The 15923-nt window shown below is 62.4% G+C and carries 17 protein-coding genes and 1 tRNA gene; 4 read left to right on the top strand and 14 right to left on the bottom strand.

Translation table 11 applies throughout. The features are described 5' to 3' along the window. Nucleotides 1-250: 250 nt before the first annotated feature. Nucleotides 251-324: transfer RNA gene (locus MTX36_RS24910), tRNA-Cys, on the bottom strand. A gap of 122 nt (nt 325-446) precedes the next feature. Here MTX36_RS24910 and MTX36_RS24905 point away from each other — a divergent pair. Next, nucleotides 447-1622 carry a hypothetical protein gene (locus MTX36_RS24905; RefSeq protein WP_243622310.1) on the top strand — a complete coding sequence of 392 codons (1176 nt, stop codon included), beginning with the start codon at nt 447-449 and terminating at the stop codon, nt 1620-1622. A gap of 7 nt (nt 1623-1629) precedes the next feature. Here the strand turns inward: MTX36_RS24905 and mraY are convergent, their stop codons facing one another. Next, nucleotides 1630-2706 (bottom strand): phospho-N-acetylmuramoyl-pentapeptide-transferase, encoded by a 1077-nt coding sequence (gene mraY, locus MTX36_RS24900; RefSeq protein WP_243622309.1) that lies wholly within the window; start codon nt 2704-2706, stop codon nt 1630-1632. 85 nt (nt 2707-2791) lie between these two features. Between mraY and MTX36_RS24895 the strand changes: the two genes are divergently transcribed. Beyond that, complete coding sequence (locus MTX36_RS24895; RefSeq protein ID WP_094274076.1) at nt 2792-3310, top strand: MarR family winged helix-turn-helix transcriptional regulator; 519 nt, start codon at nt 2792-2794, stop codon at nt 3308-3310. Between the two features lie 61 nt (nt 3311-3371). Here the strand turns inward: MTX36_RS24895 and MTX36_RS24890 are convergent, their stop codons facing one another. The 11 genes from MTX36_RS24890 to MTX36_RS24840 form a co-directional block, all read right to left on the bottom strand. After that, nucleotides 3372-4148: an enoyl-CoA hydratase gene (locus tag MTX36_RS24890; RefSeq protein WP_243622308.1), complete on the bottom strand. Its 777-nt coding sequence runs from the start codon at nt 4146-4148 to the stop codon at nt 3372-3374. Beyond that, nucleotides 4145-5044, bottom strand: coding sequence for a 3-hydroxyisobutyrate dehydrogenase (gene mmsB, locus MTX36_RS24885; RefSeq protein WP_243622307.1), 900 nt, complete (start codon nt 5042-5044; stop codon nt 4145-4147). The genes MTX36_RS24890 and mmsB overlap by 4 nt, the downstream gene beginning before the upstream one ends. A 23-nt stretch (nt 5045-5067) precedes the next feature. Next, nucleotides 5068-6105 carry an enoyl-CoA hydratase/isomerase family protein gene (locus MTX36_RS24880; protein ID WP_243622306.1) on the bottom strand — a complete coding sequence of 346 codons (1038 nt, stop codon included), beginning with the start codon at nt 6103-6105 and terminating at the stop codon, nt 5068-5070. Beyond that, nucleotides 6102-7259 (bottom strand): isobutyryl-CoA dehydrogenase, encoded by a 1158-nt coding sequence (locus MTX36_RS24875; protein ID WP_243622305.1) that lies wholly within the window; start codon nt 7257-7259, stop codon nt 6102-6104. The genes MTX36_RS24880 and MTX36_RS24875 overlap by 4 nt, the downstream gene beginning before the upstream one ends. A gap of 14 nt (nt 7260-7273) precedes the next feature. Then, a complete protein-coding gene (locus tag MTX36_RS24870) occupies nt 7274-8791 on the bottom strand; it encodes a CoA-acylating methylmalonate-semialdehyde dehydrogenase (RefSeq protein WP_243622304.1) in 1518 nt (505 codons plus the stop codon). Between the two features lie 122 nt (nt 8792-8913). Beyond that, nucleotides 8914-9627 (bottom strand): copper homeostasis protein CutC, encoded by a 714-nt coding sequence (locus MTX36_RS24865; RefSeq protein ID WP_374230536.1) that lies wholly within the window; start codon nt 9625-9627, stop codon nt 8914-8916. After that, the gene (gene nagB / locus MTX36_RS24860) at nt 9627-10406 is read right to left on the bottom strand and encodes a glucosamine-6-phosphate deaminase (protein ID WP_243622303.1); all 780 of its coding nucleotides are present in this window, start codon (nt 10404-10406) and stop codon (nt 9627-9629) included. The genes MTX36_RS24865 and nagB overlap by 1 nt, the downstream gene beginning before the upstream one ends. Before the next feature lie 2 nt (nt 10407-10408). Then, nucleotides 10409-11596, bottom strand: a complete 1188-nt coding sequence (locus tag MTX36_RS24855; protein ID WP_243622302.1) for an N-acetylglucosamine-6-phosphate deacetylase — start codon at nt 11594-11596, stop codon at nt 10409-10411. Then, nucleotides 11593-13254, bottom strand: coding sequence for a phosphoenolpyruvate--protein phosphotransferase (ptsP, locus tag MTX36_RS24850; RefSeq protein ID WP_243622301.1), 1662 nt, complete (start codon nt 13252-13254; stop codon nt 11593-11595). The genes MTX36_RS24855 and ptsP overlap by 4 nt, the downstream gene beginning before the upstream one ends. After that, nucleotides 13254-13523, bottom strand: coding sequence for an HPr family phosphocarrier protein (locus MTX36_RS24845; protein WP_243622300.1), 270 nt, complete (start codon nt 13521-13523; stop codon nt 13254-13256). The genes ptsP and MTX36_RS24845 overlap by 1 nt, the downstream gene beginning before the upstream one ends. Nucleotides 13524-13527: 4 nt before the next feature. Next, a complete protein-coding gene (locus MTX36_RS24840; protein ID WP_243622299.1) occupies nt 13528-14871 on the bottom strand; it encodes a PTS transporter subunit EIIC in 1344 nt (447 codons plus the stop codon). A gap of 128 nt (nt 14872-14999) precedes the next feature. On the opposite strand from MTX36_RS24840, the gene MTX36_RS24835 reads away from it, so the two are divergent. Then, the gene (locus MTX36_RS24835) at nt 15000-15308 is read left to right on the top strand and encodes a PTS glucose/sucrose transporter subunit IIB (protein ID WP_279394986.1); all 309 of its coding nucleotides are present in this window, start codon (nt 15000-15002) and stop codon (nt 15306-15308) included. Further along, complete coding sequence (locus tag MTX36_RS24830; RefSeq protein ID WP_243622297.1) at nt 15305-15766, top strand: PTS glucose transporter subunit IIA; 462 nt, start codon at nt 15305-15307, stop codon at nt 15764-15766. Before MTX36_RS24835 ends, MTX36_RS24830 begins: the two co-directional genes overlap by 4 nt. A gap of 69 nt (nt 15767-15835) precedes the next feature. Here MTX36_RS24830 and MTX36_RS24825 read toward each other — a convergent pair. Then, a partial coding sequence (locus MTX36_RS24825; RefSeq protein WP_243622346.1) for an IS3 family transposase occupies nt 15836-15923 on the bottom strand: 88 nt, incomplete at its 5' end.

The following is a 15923-nucleotide window of genomic DNA, read 5'->3' as shown; positions in this document are numbered from 1 at the left end:
CTACAATTGAGTCAAATCCACACATACGAACGTCCAGTTTGCTAGCTTGCTCCTGTACGGCACAAGGTCGGGCAAACACACACGGAGGACCATCATGGGTTCATTTGACACCATCAGCGCAACCATCGACATCGTTTCGCAGATCGTGAAGCTTCTTCAGAAGCTCACGGCCGGCAGCTAATCGCCAGCAGCACTCGCCGACGTACCGGCGAACACAAGCGGGGCCGACATTGTCGGCCCCGCTTGTCGTTGGAGCGGATGACGGGATTCGAACCCGTGTGAACGGCTTTGCAGGCCGGTGCCTAGCCACTCGGCCACACCCGCGTCACTGACTGACTCTGCCGCTTTCGCTGCGGGCCGACACTACTTTCACTCAGCATGATTCAAGCTCTGACCAGATGTGCTGTAGTGAGACACGGGGACCACAGCAACGAGAGGCATCATCGATGCGGCGAACACGACTGAAGACAGCAACCCTGGCCGCAGTCATCGCAATGGTCGGCCTCGCCTTTGCGACGGCGACGCCACCCGTCGCGGCGGCCGTCAGTACACACGGCACCGGCTTGCCCTACACGGATCGAACGTTCCAGCCTTTTACCGCGTCCAACGGTCTGTCATCCCAGTTCCACGTCTATGCCTCCGGAATCCCGCAAGACCATGCGGCCGGTTTGGTGCTTCAGTTTCACGGGGACGACGCGTACGAGTTCAAGAATCCCACCTCTTCGTACAGCCTCGGAGGGGCGTCGGGCATCGTGGCTCAGTCACGCGGACGCGGTTACATCACGGTCCCGGTGCTTGCGCCGGACACCGATGGACCTATCACTTGGTGGGAGAACGGGAGCGCGAACGCCGACTTCGTCGCCGACCTGGTCAACACACTCAAAGCCGGCTACAACATCGACAGCACGGACGTCTGGCTCGTCGGCTACAGCGGAGGCGCCCAGTTCATCACGCAGTTCTACCTGCCTGAGTACTCCTCACAGATCAACGGTGGCGGCACAGTGGTCTTCGGTGGAGGCGGAGTGCCGCGTGTCTCGGCAGCGCCCTTCGACGACGCTCTGGTCAGCGACCTTCCGATGCATTGGTACACCGGGGCGGCCGATACCGGGGCCGGCGGATACAACGCGCTACGTGACGCACAGAACGGATCAGCCTGGTACGCGGCGAGAGGTTTCACGACAGACCTGGAATCTCCCCCCGGCCTCGGCCACAATCTCTCGGGCCGGTTCGGTCAGGTCTTGGCGCAACACCTGGACCAGCACGTGCCCGGTGCAGATGGCACCCCCACCATCCCGACCACACCCGTAGTAACACCGACACCGACTACGCCGCCCAGCCCGCCGACCACAACGCCTCAACCGACGCCGTCCGCGTGGAACCACACGATCATCCCAACCCGAATCGGGGCAGATCTAACCGTCTCCATCCCGCCGGGGACCAGTCGCACGACGTTCCGCGTCACCGCGATCAAGGGACCGTTCTACGTGTACAACTACACGACCAGGACAGGCCCCCGGACGCTGAGCATTGTCTCGAGTCTCAGCCCGGACACGACGTACAACTACACGTTGGAAGCCGACGGAACCATTGTCGGGTCCGGATCCTTCCGGACCCTGCCGTGAGCTCCGCTTAGCCTGCGGCCGCAAACCATTCGCTGTAGAAAGTCGCCAATCCGAGAACACAGGAGATGGCAACAAAGATCCAGAATCTGGCGATCACCACTGTCTCGGGCCAACCGAGTAACTCGAAGTGATGGTGTATCGGGGCCATCTTGAATACGCGTCGGCCGGACGATCGGAACACCAACACCTGAATGATCACCGACAGGATCTCAGCGACGAACAGGGCGCCGATGATGACCATCAGTAGTTCGGTGTGGGTTGTGACTGATAGTCCGACCACAAGACCACCGAGAGCCAGCGAACCCGTGTCGCCCATGAAGATCTGCGCGGGCGCGGCATTCCACCAGAGGAAACCGAGGCACGCTCCACCCGCAGCGGCCGCGACTATCGCGATGTCGAGCGGGTCTCGCACGTCGTAACAACCGGCGACGGGGTCGAGCACACACGAGTTCCGGTACTGCCACCCGGCGATGACGACGTAGGTCCCGAGGATCATGCCCATCGAACCGGCTGCGAGGCCGTCGAGGCCGTCAGTGAAGTTGACCGCGTTGGACCAGGCGAAGACAAGCACGCAGAAGAAGACCAGGAACCCGATGGTTCCCATCGAGAACACCGAGATATCGCGAACATGCGAAAGGTACTGGCTACCCGGTGTGACGCCCTTGTTGTTGGAGAACTGCAGAAACAGCACGCCGAAAATGATCGCGCTCGCGAGCTGACCGACCGTCTTCGCCGTCTTGTTCAAGCCGAGGTTGCGTTTCTTACGAATCTTGATGAAGTCGTCCAGGAATCCGACGATTCCCAGTGACGTCGCCAACGCGAGGACCAGCCAACCCGAAGCGGACAGTCTCGGAAGTACCGAACCGAAGCCGATCACGTGGGCTGCCAGATAGCCCGCCCACATACCCGCGATGATCGCGATTCCGCCCATCGACGGGGTGCCGCGCTTGCCCTGATGACTTTGCGGCCCCTCGGTGCGGATCTCGTGTCCGAGCCCCTGTTTGGACAGCACTTTGATGAGGAAAGGCGTCAGGAACAGAGCGACGAATAGCGAGACGCCACCCGCGACGAGGATTGAAATCACTCGGTGGACTCTACAGATGTAACCGCCGGCGACACACAATCAGACGAGGCGGTCGGCGCCTGGCAAGCATGGGATGATCGAACCTATGCCTCCCGCCTCGCCGCTCCCCCTCGACCCCATCGAAGAGGCGCATCGGCAATGGACCGAGCACGGTTGGAGTGACGTCGCCGACGGAATGGCGGCCGTCACCTCGGTCATGCGAGCCCAGCAGATCATGATGGCCCGGGTCGAAGAGGTACTCAAGCCACTCGGGCTGACGTTCGCCCGCTACGAACTGCTGACACTGCTCACCTTCACCAGGTCCGGCGCACTTCCGATGACCAAGGCCAGTGCCCGCCTTCAGGTTCATCCCACCAGCGTCACCAATGCCGTTGACCGGTTGGAGAAGGCAAAGCTCGTACGACGTGTACCGCATCCCAGCGACCGACGTACGACGCTCATCGAAATCACCGACGCCGGTCGGACGCTCGCGCTCGAGGCAACCGAATTGCTCAACGCCAAGGTCTTCGCGCACCCGGGTCTGGCACCGGACAAGCTCGACCAGTTGGTGACGATCCTCACTGAATTGCGGAAAGATGCCGGCGATTTCGAGGCCGGAACGTGAACGATCCTGAAGGATTTCGCTCGCTCAGCGAGTGAAATCCTTCAGGATCATCAGGGCACTACTAGCGGTGTTTGAACTCAGCTGACCGCTTCTCCACGAATGCGGCCATGCCTTCCTTCTGGTCTTCCGTGGCAAACGTCGAGTGGAAGATGCGACGTTCGAAGCGGACTCCCTCAGCGAGGGAGGACTCGAAGGAGCGGTTGACCGCTTCCTTGGCCATCATCGCGATCGGCAGGGACATCTCGGCAATAGTGGTTGCCGTCTTCAGAGCGTCGTCGAGCAGGTCTGCAGCCGGAACGACCCGCGACACGAGGCCTGCGCGCTCAGCTTCTTCGGCATCCATATTGCGTCCGGTGAGGCACATTTCCATGGCCTTGGCCTTGCCCACTGCGCGGGTAAGACGCTGTGAGCCGCCGATGCCGGGGATGACACCGAGCTTGATCTCGGGCTGACCGAACTTTGCGGTGTCGGCGGCAATGATGAAGTCGCAGAGCATCGCAAGCTCGCAACCGCCACCGAGTGCGTATCCCGCGACAGCGGCGATCAGCGGCTTCCGAGACGCCGCGACGCGATCCCACGGGGTGAAGAAGTCCTCGGTGTAGGCGTCCATGTAAGTCTTGGACTGCATTTCCTTGATATCGGCGCCGGCGGCGAATGCGCGCTCGGAACCGGTGATCAGGATTGCGCCGATGCCGTTGTCTGCTTCGAGATCGGTTACGGCTGCAACCACCTCGTTCATCAGCTCGGAGTTCAGGGCGTTGAGAGCCTTGGGGCGGTTGAGCGTGATGACGCCGACGCGGCCCTTGCGCTCGAGGATGATGGTGTTGAAGTCGGTCACTGCTGTCCTTCGGTCGAACGATCACGGATGTCGTTGATGATGGCAGAGAAGTCCAGGCCGCCACCGCCCGCGGCATGGAAACGACTGTAGAGCTCTGCGGCCCGGAGTCCGAGTTCGCCGTCAACACCATTGGTGCGCAAAGCGTTTGCCGCCAAACCGAGGTCCTTGTCCATCAGTGCGACAGCGAAGCCTGGCTGGTAATCGTTGTTGGCCGGGGTGGTGGGTACCGGTCCGGGGACCGGGCAGTTGGAGGTCAATGCCCAGCACTGCCCCGATGCGTTTGACGCAACGTCGAACAGCGCCTGATTGCTCAGCCCCAGCTTCTCTCCGAGGACAAACGCCTCGCTGATCGCAATCATCGATACGCCGAGAATCATGTTGTTGCAGATCTTCGCAGCCTGACCGACACCGGCGTCGCCGCAGTGAACTACCTTGCGGCCCATCACCTCCAGCAATGGGGATGCAGCCTGGAAGTCCGCTTCGGAGCCGCCCACCATGAAAGCGAGGGTGCCGGCGGTTGCACCGACAACACCGCCCGAGACGGGTGCGTCGACGCTGCGATGGCCTGAAGCTTCGGCCTTGTCGTGGGCCTCCTTGGCGTCAGCGACATCAATAGTCGAGCAGTCGATGAACAGGGTTCCGGGTGTCGCGATCGGCAGCAACTCGTCATACAGCCCCAAGACATGCTTGCCGCTGGGCAACATCGTGATGACGACGTCCGCGCCGCGCACTGCATCCGCGGCTGAATCAGCCACAGATGCACCATCTTTGACAGCCTGCTCGAGTGCCGCCGGCGCCAGGTCGAAGCCGACAACCTTGTGACCGGCCTTGACCAGATTGGCTGCCATCGGGCCACCCATGTGACCGAGTCCGATAAATCCAACAGTCGTGCTCATAGCTCGCGCTCCTTCGGCATTGGTCAGTGAGATGTAAGGCCGAGCTCGCGCTCGCCGAGCGGCGCAAAGTATGCGACCACTGCTTCTTCGGTGACGTCGGAGAGAGTGGCCGGTGACCACTGTGGGTTTCGGTCCTTCTCGACAACTTGCGCTCGGATTCCCTCGACAAGATCGTGTGAACGCAGTGCTGCGGTGGATACCCGGAACTCTTCGTTCAGCACCTCCTCGAGACTGCCGGCGCCCTTGGCATGACGCAGCGAACGCAATGTCACGGACAGTGCGACCGGAGATTTACCCAAAATCGCCTCAGCCGCCTTCTCTGCTTCGGGAATTCCGCTGGCGCGCAGTCGTTCGACAATCGTCGCGACGTTGTCCGCCGAGTACGCTGCGTCGATCCAGCTCTGCTGGGCAAGAAGCTCGGATACCGGTGCGGGCTCGGCGAACTGAGCGACCGCCTGTTCCACCGTCGACGAAGCCAGAGCTTCGATAAACGTCTCGATGTTCTCCGACGGAATGAAATGATCTGCGAAGCCACACGCGATGGCGTCGCCGGCACTCAGACGCGCAGTGGTGAGCGCGATATGGGTTCCCAGCTCACCGGGTGCACGCGAGAGTAGGTACGTGCCTCCCACGTCGGGGATGAAACCGATTCCGGTCTCGGGCATTCCGATCATCGAGCGTTCGGTGACGATGCGAATGTCGCCGTGCGCGGACACTCCGACGCCGCCGCCCATGACTATGCCGTCCATGATCGCGATGTACGGCTTGGGGTAGTTCGCGATTTCGGCGTTGAGGATGTACTCGTCACGCCAGAAATCGAGTGAACCGGTCTTGCCGTCTTTGGCGTCGTGGTAGATCGAGACTATGTCGCCGCCGGCACACAGGCCACGCTCGCCGGCGCCGGTGAGCACAACAGCTTTGACGTCGTCGTCGCTCTTCCATTCCTCGAGCGCCTTGGCCATCTGCGCCACCATGTTGTGATTGAGCGCGTTGATCGCCTTGGGACGGTTGAGCGTGATGCGTCCCAGTCCGTCGCGCTTTTCGATGAGTACTTCGCTCATGCTGCTCCCTGCTTTCCTTGCGCTCCGACCACGCTGCGGGCAATGACCACCCGCATGATCTCGTTGCTACCTTCGAGGATCTGGTGAACCCGAAGATCTCGCACGATCTTCTCGATCCCGTACTCAGCAAGATAGCCGTACCCACCGTGAAGCTGGAGCGCCCGGTTGGCTACGTCGAAACCGGTGTCGGTCGCGAAGCGCTTGGCCATCGCGCATAGTTCGACAACATCGGGTGCGTCTGTTTCGAGTGCCTCGGCAGCACGCCACAGCAGAGTGCGGGCAGCCTCGAGTTCGGTACGCATATCGGCAAGCTGGAACTGCAGCGCCTGCGATTCGATCAATTGCGCGCCGAAAGCCTTGCGGTCGGTCAAATATCCGACAGCTTTCTCGAGTGCTGCCTGCGCGCCGCCCACCGAGCAGGCAGCGATATTCAGGCGGCCACCGTTGAGGCCCTTCATGGCGATGCGGAACCCACTGCCCTCTTCACCGAGAAGGTTGGCCGCGGGGACTCGCACGTCCTCCATGATGACCTGACGAGTGGGCTGCGCGTTCCAACCCATCTTGATCTCGTTGGCACCGAACGACAGACCCGGCGAATCCTTCGGCACGATAAACGCCGAGATCCCCTTGGCACCAGCAGCTCCGGTGCGAGCCATGACGACATACACGTCAGAAGTGCCTGCGCCGGAGATGAACTGCTTCACACCGTTGAGGACGTAGTCGTCTCCGTCGCGAACGGCCTTGGTACTCAAGCCCGCTGCGTCGGAGCCGGCACCGGGCTCAGTGAGGCAGTAGCTGCCCAGCTGGTCCATCGAGCACAGACCCGGAACCCACTTGTGTCGCTGTTCGTCGTTGCCGAACTGGTCGATCATCCACGTCACCATGTTGTGAATGGAGATGTACGCGGCGATCGACGGATCACCCTTCGCAAGCTCCTCGAAGATCCGGGCAGCATCGACGCGGGTCAGTTCACTGCCACCTACGTCTTCACGAATGTAGATGCCGCCCATTCCCAGGGACGCTGCCTTGCGGAGAACGTCCACCGGGAAATGCTTGGTCTGGTCCCACTCAACCGCATTGGGCGCCAGATGCTCGGCCGCGAAGTCGCGGGCGGTGTCGCGAATCGCCCGCTCGTCATCGGTCAGAGTAAACATGGAAAGTATTCCGATCAGTTCATCGTGGGGATGACGAAGTGGTTGGTCTCTTCCTTCTTGCCTGAAGGCCAACGCTGCGTCACGGTCTTGGTCTTGGTGTAGAAGCGGAAGGAATCGGGACCGTGCTGGTTGAGGTCACCGAATCCGGAGCGCTTCCAGCCACCGAAGGTGTGGTACGCGATCGGGACGGGGATCGGCACGTTGACGCCGACCATGCCGACGTTGACGCGAGCCGTGAAGTCACGGGCGGTATCACCGTCGCGTGTGAAGATGGAGACCCCGTTTCCGTACTCGTGCTCGGACGGAAGGCGCAGTGCCTCTTCGTAATCCGCTGCGCGCACGACCATCAGAACGGGTCCGAAGATTTCCTCGGTGTAGATCCGCATCTCGGGGGTGACGTTGTCGAAGAGGGTGGCGCCGGCGAAGAAGCCGTCTTCGTGTCCTTCGAGTGTGAAGCCGCGGCCGTCGACGACTGCGGTTGCGCCCTCGTCGATGCCGATCTGCACGTAGTTGTTGACGCGATCAAGAGCGTCCGCACTGACGAGGGGTCCAAAATCCACCGCTGCATCGTCACTGCGACCGATCTTGAGCTTGGCGACGCGTTCCTTCAGCTTGGCAACCAGTGCGTCGGCGGTCTCTTCGCCGACGGGAACGGCAACCGAGATTGCCATGCAACGCTCACCGGCACTGCCGTAACCGGCGCCGATGAGTGCGTCGGCAACCTCGTCGAGGTCTGCGTCGGGCATGACAACCGCGTGGTTCTTGGCGCCGCCGAAGCACTGTGCACGCTTGCCGTGAGCTGCGGCCGTCTCGTAGATGTACTGCGCAATCGGCGTGGAACCCACAAAGCCGATGGCCTTGACGCGCTCGTCGGTCAGCAGGACGTCGACAACTTCCTTGTCACCGTTGACCACGTTGAACACACCGGCAGGTAGTCCGGCTTCGAGGAACAGTTCGGCCAGTCGCAGCGGTACCGAGGGGTCACGCTCGGACGGCTTGAGAATGAAGGAGTTACCGGCGGCGAGAGCCGGGCCGGCCTTCCACAGCGGGATCATCGCGGGGAAGTTGAAGGGCGTGATTCCCGCGACGACGCCGAGCGGCTGACGCATGGAGTACACGTCGATACCGGTACCGGCGCTCTCGGTGAACTCACCCTTGAGCAGGTGCGGGGCGCCGACAGCAAATTCGATGACCTCGAGGCCACGCTGGATGTCGCCCTTGGCGTCGGCGACGGTCTTGCCGTGCTCGGACGAGAGCAGCTGCGCGAGCGACTCCATCTCGTCCTGCGCGAGCTGGAGGAACTTCATCAGGACGCGGGCACGCTTCTGCGGATTGAAAGCCGCCCAGACCTTCTGCGCTTCTTCGGCATTCGCGATGATCGCTTCGGTCTCAGCCTTGCTTGCGAGCGGCACTCGCGCCTGCACCTGACCGGTGTTGGGATCGAAGACGTCGGCAAATCGCTCGGAAGTGCCGGGAACGCGCTTGCCACCGACGAAGTGCGTCAACTCTTGAACCGCCACTTTTTCAACCATTGTGCTAACCCGTTCCTTGCTCGTTGTGGACCGCCGAGGAGGCAGCGCTAGTTATGTCTACCATCCTATAGTTGGATGTCCATGTATGTCTACAGTCGTGCGCCTTTCTTAACCTTCGGGGGTTAAGAAAGGCGCACAGCAGATGCCGCCGCGGCAGCAATATCCTGGTCGGTTACTTCATATCCATCGCTGCCGCCGCCGGGTCCACCGGAACCGTCGATCACCTTGCGCGCCGACAAATGGATGGCGTCGACACCCGTGGCCGCGATCTTCGCGATATCCGGTACGCGCACTCCCCCGCCGGCCATGATCTCGACGCGGCCGTGCGCGTATTCAGCCATCTCGGCCAACTCGTCGAGTCCGTCGATGCACCGCGGGGCGCCGCCGGACGTGAGCACTCGGCGCACTCCCAGTTCAGCGAGGACGTCGATTGCAGCCAACCTGTCCGCCACCACATCCATGGCGCGATGGAAGGTCACCTGCACAGCAGCCGGGTCAATGGTGCGCAAAAGGTGTTGCAGCGCAACCGTATCGATGCGGTCATCTTCGGTGAGCGCGCCCACCACCACACCGGAGGCGCCGGCTGCCACCGCAGCAGCGACGTCGCGGGCCATGACATCCAATTCTGCACTGCTGTAGACAAATCCGCCGGCTCGACTGCGAATGAGCGGATGAACTGCGATGCCGGTCGCCACGACGGCCTCGATCATCGCAATACTGGGAGTCAGCCCGCCAGTGGCTCCGAGGGCGGAACACAATTCCACGCGCGAAGCACCGACGGCCGCAGCGATACGCGCACCCGCTGCGTCCTGCACCGCCAGTTCCAGTACCGCCATCAGAATCGCTGCGAAGCGGGCTTGTGCTCGACTGCGTAACGGTAGTAATCGGCGAGCTTCAAACTCGTGGCTGCCGCTTCGTCGATCACGACGGTGACGTGGCGGTGCAACTGCATGACCGACGCCGGGCAGAATGCTGCGAGAGGGCCTTCTACTGCCGCGGCAATCGCGTCGGCCTTGCCCTCGCCGAGTGCGATCATCACCAGGTGGCGGGCCTCGCTGATGGTGCCCAACCCCTGCGTCAGTACGTGATGCGGGACGTCGTCGACGCTGTCGAAGAAACGCGCGTTGTCGATACGGGTCTGCTCGGTCAACGTCTTCACCCGTGTACGCGAGGTCAGCGAGGATCCGGGCTCGTTGAACCCGATGTGACCGTCCGTGCCGATACCGAGCAACTGCACGTCGACGCCACCAGCTGCGGCGATGACGGCGTCGTAGCGTCGAGCTTCGGCGTCGATGTTCTCCGCTTCACCGTTGGGGCCCGATACCAGCGCGGGATCAAGGTTGACGTGATCCACGAATTCGGAGCGGATCACCGAAAAGTACGACTGCTCATGGCCTTTCGGAAGCCCGACGTACTCGTCGAGCAAAAATGCGCGGGCGCCCGAGAAATCGAGACCCTCTTCGCGGTGCCGACGCGCCAGTTCCTGGTAACTGCCGAGTGGCGACGATCCAGTGGCCAGGCCCAGCGTGACGTGGCCGCCGCGGACGTAACCCTCGACAATGTCTGCCACCGTGGTGTGAACCTCGGCGGCGGTGGGACGGATTACGATTTCCATGTCTATTCCTTTCCAACGACTGTGCTGCCCAGCAGCACGCGTGGGTTGTGCAAGCTGCGATCTGTCACAAGAATGTCGGCCCGCAAGCCCACGGCCAGGGTTCCGCGTTCAGCGTCTAGGCCGAGAAGCCTTGCCGGGGTACGGGTAGCGGCGGTGACCGCGTCGACGAGGGGCACGTTCGCCTCGAATACGGTGCTACGCAACACATCCAGCAATCGCGCTGTCCCGCCGGCGATCGCCCCTTCGGACCCGTCGGCGGTGGCAAGCCTGGCGACGCCACCCTCGACGCGGACAGCCAGCGGTCCGAGTCGGTAGTCGCCGTCACTCATTCCGGCGGCGGCCATCGAATCACTCACCAATGCAATCTGATCCGCGCCGACGGTGTCGAACACCATCGAGACGGTTTCCGGTGCCAGGTGTACGCCGTCGGCGATCAACTCCACCACCATTTCACCGCGGGCTGCCCCGGCCAAGCAGGCAGCCACCGGGCCGGGTGCCCGGTGATGCATCGGCGGCATCCCGTTGAACAGGTGTGTGGCACTGAGTGGTCCGGCCAGCGGTCCGCTCGACGCCGTCGCGATGCGACCCCTCATGGTCGACGCATCGCAGTCGGTGTGGCCCAGACTCGGCACGATGCCACGCCGGCGCATGATCGTCAGAAGTTCGGTGAAGTGCGCCGTTTCCGGTGCCAGCGTCATCGAACGGACCGTGCCGCGGGCGGCATCACAAATCTCCTCCAACAGGTCCGGGTTACCGGGCACGATGGATGCCGGATCTTGTGCACCGCAGCGGGCGCAGTTGATGAACGGGCCTTCCAGGTGAATACCCAGAAGTTGGCCGTCTTCAACCAGTTCTGCCAGAATCTTCGCTTGCCGCAGCAAATCCGCAGGTTGCGCGGAGACGAGGCTGCCGAGCAGTCCCGTCGTACCGTGCTCACGGTGATGCGCTGCGGCCCGCGATGCACCAGCGGAGTCGGCGTTGGGAAACCCGGCTCCGGCGGCCCCGTGACTGTGGACATCGATCAGTCCGGGCAGGATCAACTGGTCTGTGGCTACCGGCAGGGCGCCGGGGTAGTCCGCGGCCGGTCCGACCCAGGTGATCAATGCACCTTCGGCAACAATCACTCCGTCGGCAATCGATCCGGATGTCGAGCCGATGATGTTGCCCCGCAGGATAACTGCACTGCTCACAGCGCCTCCCGAATCTCCAGCACAGCAGCCCGTCCACCGACCGGGTTGCGCGCAGCCCGCGCGGCGGCGGACATTGCCCGGCACCCGTCCAGGTCTACGGCGGCCAACCGGGCGCGTACCTCACCCAACGCGGGTGTGGACATCGACAGACTGGTGACACCGAGGCCCACCAGAACCGGAGCCAACAACGGATCCGACGCCGCCTCGCCGCACACTCCGACAGGCTTTCCGGCCTCAGCGCCGGCGGCACCCACCAGCGCGATCAAGTCGAGAACTGCAGGTTGCCATGGGTCCAGCAGATACGCCAGACCGCCGGCCATCCGATCGACCGCACACGTGTACTGACTCAAATCGTTGGTACCGATGCTGACGAAGTCGAGATGCTCGAATATGTCCTTGGCGCGCAACGCTGCTGCCGGCACCTCGATCATCGCGCCCACCGTGGTGATGCCCCGGGAGCGTGCAAGCTCGGCAAATCCGATCGCCTCGTCCGCCGTCGACACCATCGGAGCCATCACCCACAGGTCTGCACCGGTGGCGAGTCCGGCCGCGGCCAGCGCGTCCAATTGCGTGATCAGTGTCTGTGGGTACACGTCGGCAATGCGCAGCCCACGAATTCCCAACGCCGGGTTGGCTTCCTCCGCCAAGTCCAGGAACGGCAACGGCTTGTCCGAACCGGAATCGAGTGTCCGCACTACTACCTTGCGGCCAGAAAAGTGCTGCAGGACAGCCGTGTACATCTCCGTCTGCTCGGCCAGCGAAGGCTCCTCGGTGCGGCCGAGGAACGAGAACTCGGTGCGAAACAGTCCGACGCCCTCGCAGTCGACGCCACCCGCTCGGGCCGCGTCGTCAAGCGTTCCGATGTTGGCAAGCAAACCCACGGCCGTACCGTCGAGCGTGCGGCCCGGTCCGCTGCCCGACGCCGTTCGCGCTGCGGCCGCGGCAATCTCGAGCGCCGCACCTTCTTGCTGCTCGGCAGTCGGATCGACCACAACTTCACCGGTACTGCCGTCGAGGATCAGCAGCACACCTTCGGGCAGGGCAAGCGCTTCGGGGCAACTCACCACTGCCGCGATACCGAGCGACTTCGCCAAAATTGCGGTGTGACTGGTCGGCCCACCTTCCAACGTGAGCAACCCGACGACGTCACTGCCGGCAAGCGTCGCAGTATCCGCGGGTGCCAGGTCCCGGGCCACCAGAATGTACGGATGACCCGGCGCCGGGATACCCGGCAAAGGCTGATCGAGCAGTACTGCGACAGTCCGTCGACCCAGATCGCGCAGATCCGTAACTCGCTCGGCCATGTAACCCCCCAAGGCTGCGAGCTTGTCGCAGAACCCTTCGAAAGCCACGGTCACCGAGTACGCAGTCGGTAGACCGGCCTCGAGATTCCTGGAAGTTTCCTTCACGATTCCCGGATCGCGGGCCAGCGCTGCGGACGTCACCAGGATCTCCGCGGCAACGCCGTCGACGCCGTCGGCGCGGCTCTCGAGATCACTCGCCACGGTGTCCAATGCGCTACGGACCCGCACCAGTTCGTCGGCCGGTGTACCGGTCACCGGGTCGCCCGCTGACGTCTCGATGACGGTGCCGAAACCGATCCACGGCGCGCAGACCACACCGGAACTCACACCGAGACCGTGGATATCTGTGGACATCAGGCCTCGTCGAGGTCGGTCGTGAGCAGTTCGGCCAGGCCACGAAGGGCGTCTTCTGCGCCTTCTCCTTCTGCCCGCAACGTCACCTCGGCCCCGAACTGGGCACCGAGCGTCATGACCGACAGCACGCTGGCAGCGTCGACCGGCTCTCCGTCACCGAGTGCAATGGTGACGTCGACGGGGGCGGTGGCTGCTGCCCGAGTGAACTTGGCAGCGGGGCGGGCATGCAGGCCCACGGTTGATCCGATGATGGCGGTTACGGTTGCCATGATGTCAGCGGCCTTCCAGTTCCTTGGCGATTTTCTGTTCTTGTTCCGCGACCGAAGGTGCGTCGACGCGAGTGTCGGCCACAGCTGCGACGGCAACTTCTGCCTCGATAACTGCCTCGCCGGGAGTGTTGTCTTCGCCGTCGAGCTCTTCTTCGCGGCCGGGGGTACGCAGGTTCCACTTCTTGATGACGAAGCTGAAGAGGAAGTAGTAGATCAGTGCGTAGACGAGGCCGATCGGGATCAGCATCCACGCGTTGGTGGCCTTGCCGAAGTTGAGCGCGTAGTCGATGAAGCCGGCGGAGAACGTGAAGCCGTCGTGGATTCCGAGAGCATTCACCAACGCCATCGACGTACCCGTCAAGATCGAGTGGATGACGTACAGCGGCCAGGCGACGAACATGAACGAGAACTCGAGCGGCTCGGTGATACCGGTGAGGAACGCGGTCAGACCGGTGGAGAGCATGATGCCGCCGATCAGCTTCTTCTGAGAAGGCTTGGCGTTACGCCAGATCGCGAAAGCTGCTGCGGGAAGCGCGAACATCATGATCGGGAAGAAGCCCGTCATGAAAGTGCCGGCACTGGGGTCACCGGCAAAGAATCGGTTGAGATCGCCACGGACCAATTGGCCCGACGCGTCCTGGTAGTCGCCGATCAGGAACCACACTGCAGAGTTGAGGATGTGGTGCAGGCCGGTCGGAATCAGCAACCGGTTTGCCGTGCCGTAGATGCCGCCGCCGATTACGGTATTCGCGGCCACGGTCTCGCCCACCCAGGTCAGACCGGAGTTGAAGAGCGGGTAGATGAATGCCATCAGCACACCGACAACAAGACCGGTGAGAGCGGTGAGGATGGGAACCAAGCGTCGACCGTTGAAGAATCCGAGGTAGTCGGGAAGCTTGGTTCGGTAGAACTTCTGCCACAGGATCGCGGACAGCAAGCCCATCACGATGCCGGCCAGCACCCCGTAATTGATCATCGACGGATCACCGTTGGGGTCCGTCTTGCCCTCGAGAACGATGGGCGACATGGCCTCGAAAACGCCGTTGATGACCATGTATCCGACGACAGCAGCCAAGGCTGTGGAACCGTCCGACTTCTTGGCCCACCCGATGGCGATACCGACCGCGAAGATCAGCGGCAACCAGGTGAAGATCGACTGTCCGGCAGCCGAGATAACACCCGCCGTGCTTTCCAGAGCACTGAAACGCCCGAGCAGATCGTCCTGACCTGCTCGAAGCAGAAGTCCGGCCGCGGGCAGCACCGCAATGGGCAACATCAGGCTGCGGCCGAGGCGTTGAACCCCGGCAAACAACGTCGATTCCTTCTTGGGGCTGTCGTCGGCAGTCATAAAGACCTTCTCTTGTCGTCAGGTGAGGCGCGGGGTGAACCGATGGGGCGGAAAGTATTGTGAACCAGTATCCGCAAGGGGTACTGTCCGGTCATAACCAGTTGCTAGTTTGACCAGGTGAACGCAAGATGTCAACAGGAGAATGTGACCTAGGCAACTGGAAAAGCACTCACCGGCTAACCGACCCGCACAAACCAGGAGAATCAATGTCCAAGGCAGAAGCAATCGTCAAGGGCCTCGGCGGCGCCGAGAACATCGTCGAAATCGAAGCGTGCATCACGCGCCTGCGCACCGAGGTCAAGGACGGGAGCAAGGTCGACGAGGCAGCCCTCAAGGCCGCCGGCGCTCACGGTGTCCTCAAGGCCGGCACCGTTGTGCAGGTCATCGTCGGCCCCGAGGCGGACACCCTCGCCGAGGACATCGAGGACATTCTGTGAGCGTCTCCGTCCTCGCTCCCCTGCCCGGACGAGTCCTGGCACTAGCCGACGTTCCCGACCCCGTATTCGCGCAGCAGATGGTAGGCGCGGGCGTGGCTATCGAACCGGCTCGCGATCAAGGTCCCCTGACCGTCGTCGCACCCATCGCCGGCAAGATCCTCAAACTGCACCCGCACGCATTTGTCATCCTGGGCGCACAGGGGACCGGCGTACTCGTCCACATCGGAATCGACACGGTCAAACTCGAAGGTGAAGGGTTCACCCTTATCGCCGCCGAGGGCGATCAGGTTGCCGCCGGCGACGCAGTGGTGAGCTTCGATCCCGCATTCATCGACAGCACCGGATACTCCGCGGTGTGCCCGGTCGTCGTCATGGACTCCAAGCCCGACACCATCACCTCCGAGGCACTCGGGTCCGACATCGCAGTCGGTGCAACACTTTTCGACTGGTCCAAGTAGAAAAACAAGCAAAAAAGTGGGCACACCTTTTGAACTGGTCCCCGGAAGTTGGACTGGCCAAATAAGAGCCTAAGCCACCAGGGCTTGAACCCGGTATTGCACCGGGCTCAGGCCCTGGAGCTTTGTGGAGATGCGTTCATGGTTGTACCAGTGGATG

The organism is Rhodococcus sp. ARC_M6, from assembly GCF_022810305.1.
Taxonomy (GTDB): Bacteria; Actinomycetota; Actinomycetes; order Mycobacteriales; family Mycobacteriaceae; genus Rhodococcus_F.
This window is presented reverse-complemented; position numbering and strand designations above follow the sequence as displayed.

What these genes read in the sequence shown, in the direction of transcription:
- MTX36_RS24875 (WP_243622305.1), bottom strand. Translation starts at nt 7,259, where the DNA reads ATGTTTACTCTGACCGATGACGAGCGGGCGATTCGCGACACCGCCCGC.
- MTX36_RS24840 (WP_243622299.1), bottom strand. Translation starts at nt 14,871, where the DNA reads ATGACTGCCGACGACAGCCCCAAGAAGGAATCGACGTTGTTTGCCGGG.
- MTX36_RS24865 (WP_374230536.1), bottom strand. Translation starts at nt 9,627, where the DNA reads ATGGCGGTACTGGAACTGGCGGTGCAGGACGCAGCGGGTGCGCGTATC.
- nagB (WP_243622303.1), bottom strand. Translation starts at nt 10,406, where the DNA reads ATGGAAATCGTAATCCGTCCCACCGCCGCCGAGGTTCACACCACGGTG.
- MTX36_RS24905 (WP_243622310.1), top strand. Translation starts at nt 447, where the DNA reads ATGCGGCGAACACGACTGAAGACAGCAACCCTGGCCGCAGTCATCGCA.
- MTX36_RS24845 (WP_243622300.1), bottom strand. Translation starts at nt 13,523, where the DNA reads ATGGCAACCGTAACCGCCATCATCGGATCAACCGTGGGCCTGCATGCC.
- MTX36_RS24835 (WP_279394986.1), top strand. Translation starts at nt 15,000, where the DNA reads ATGTCAACAGGAGAATGTGACCTAGGCAACTGGAAAAGCACTCACCGG.
- MTX36_RS24870 (WP_243622304.1), bottom strand. Translation starts at nt 8,791, where the DNA reads ATGGTTGAAAAAGTGGCGGTTCAAGAGTTGACGCACTTCGTCGGTGGC.
- mmsB (WP_243622307.1), bottom strand. Translation starts at nt 5,044, where the DNA reads ATGAGCACGACTGTTGGATTTATCGGACTCGGTCACATGGGTGGCCCG.
- ptsP (WP_243622301.1), bottom strand. Translation starts at nt 13,254, where the DNA reads ATGTCCACAGATATCCACGGTCTCGGTGTGAGTTCCGGTGTGGTCTGC.
- MTX36_RS24895 (WP_094274076.1), top strand. Translation starts at nt 2,792, where the DNA reads ATGCCTCCCGCCTCGCCGCTCCCCCTCGACCCCATCGAAGAGGCGCAT.
- MTX36_RS24880 (WP_243622306.1), bottom strand. Translation starts at nt 6,105, where the DNA reads ATGAGCGAAGTACTCATCGAAAAGCGCGACGGACTGGGACGCATCACG.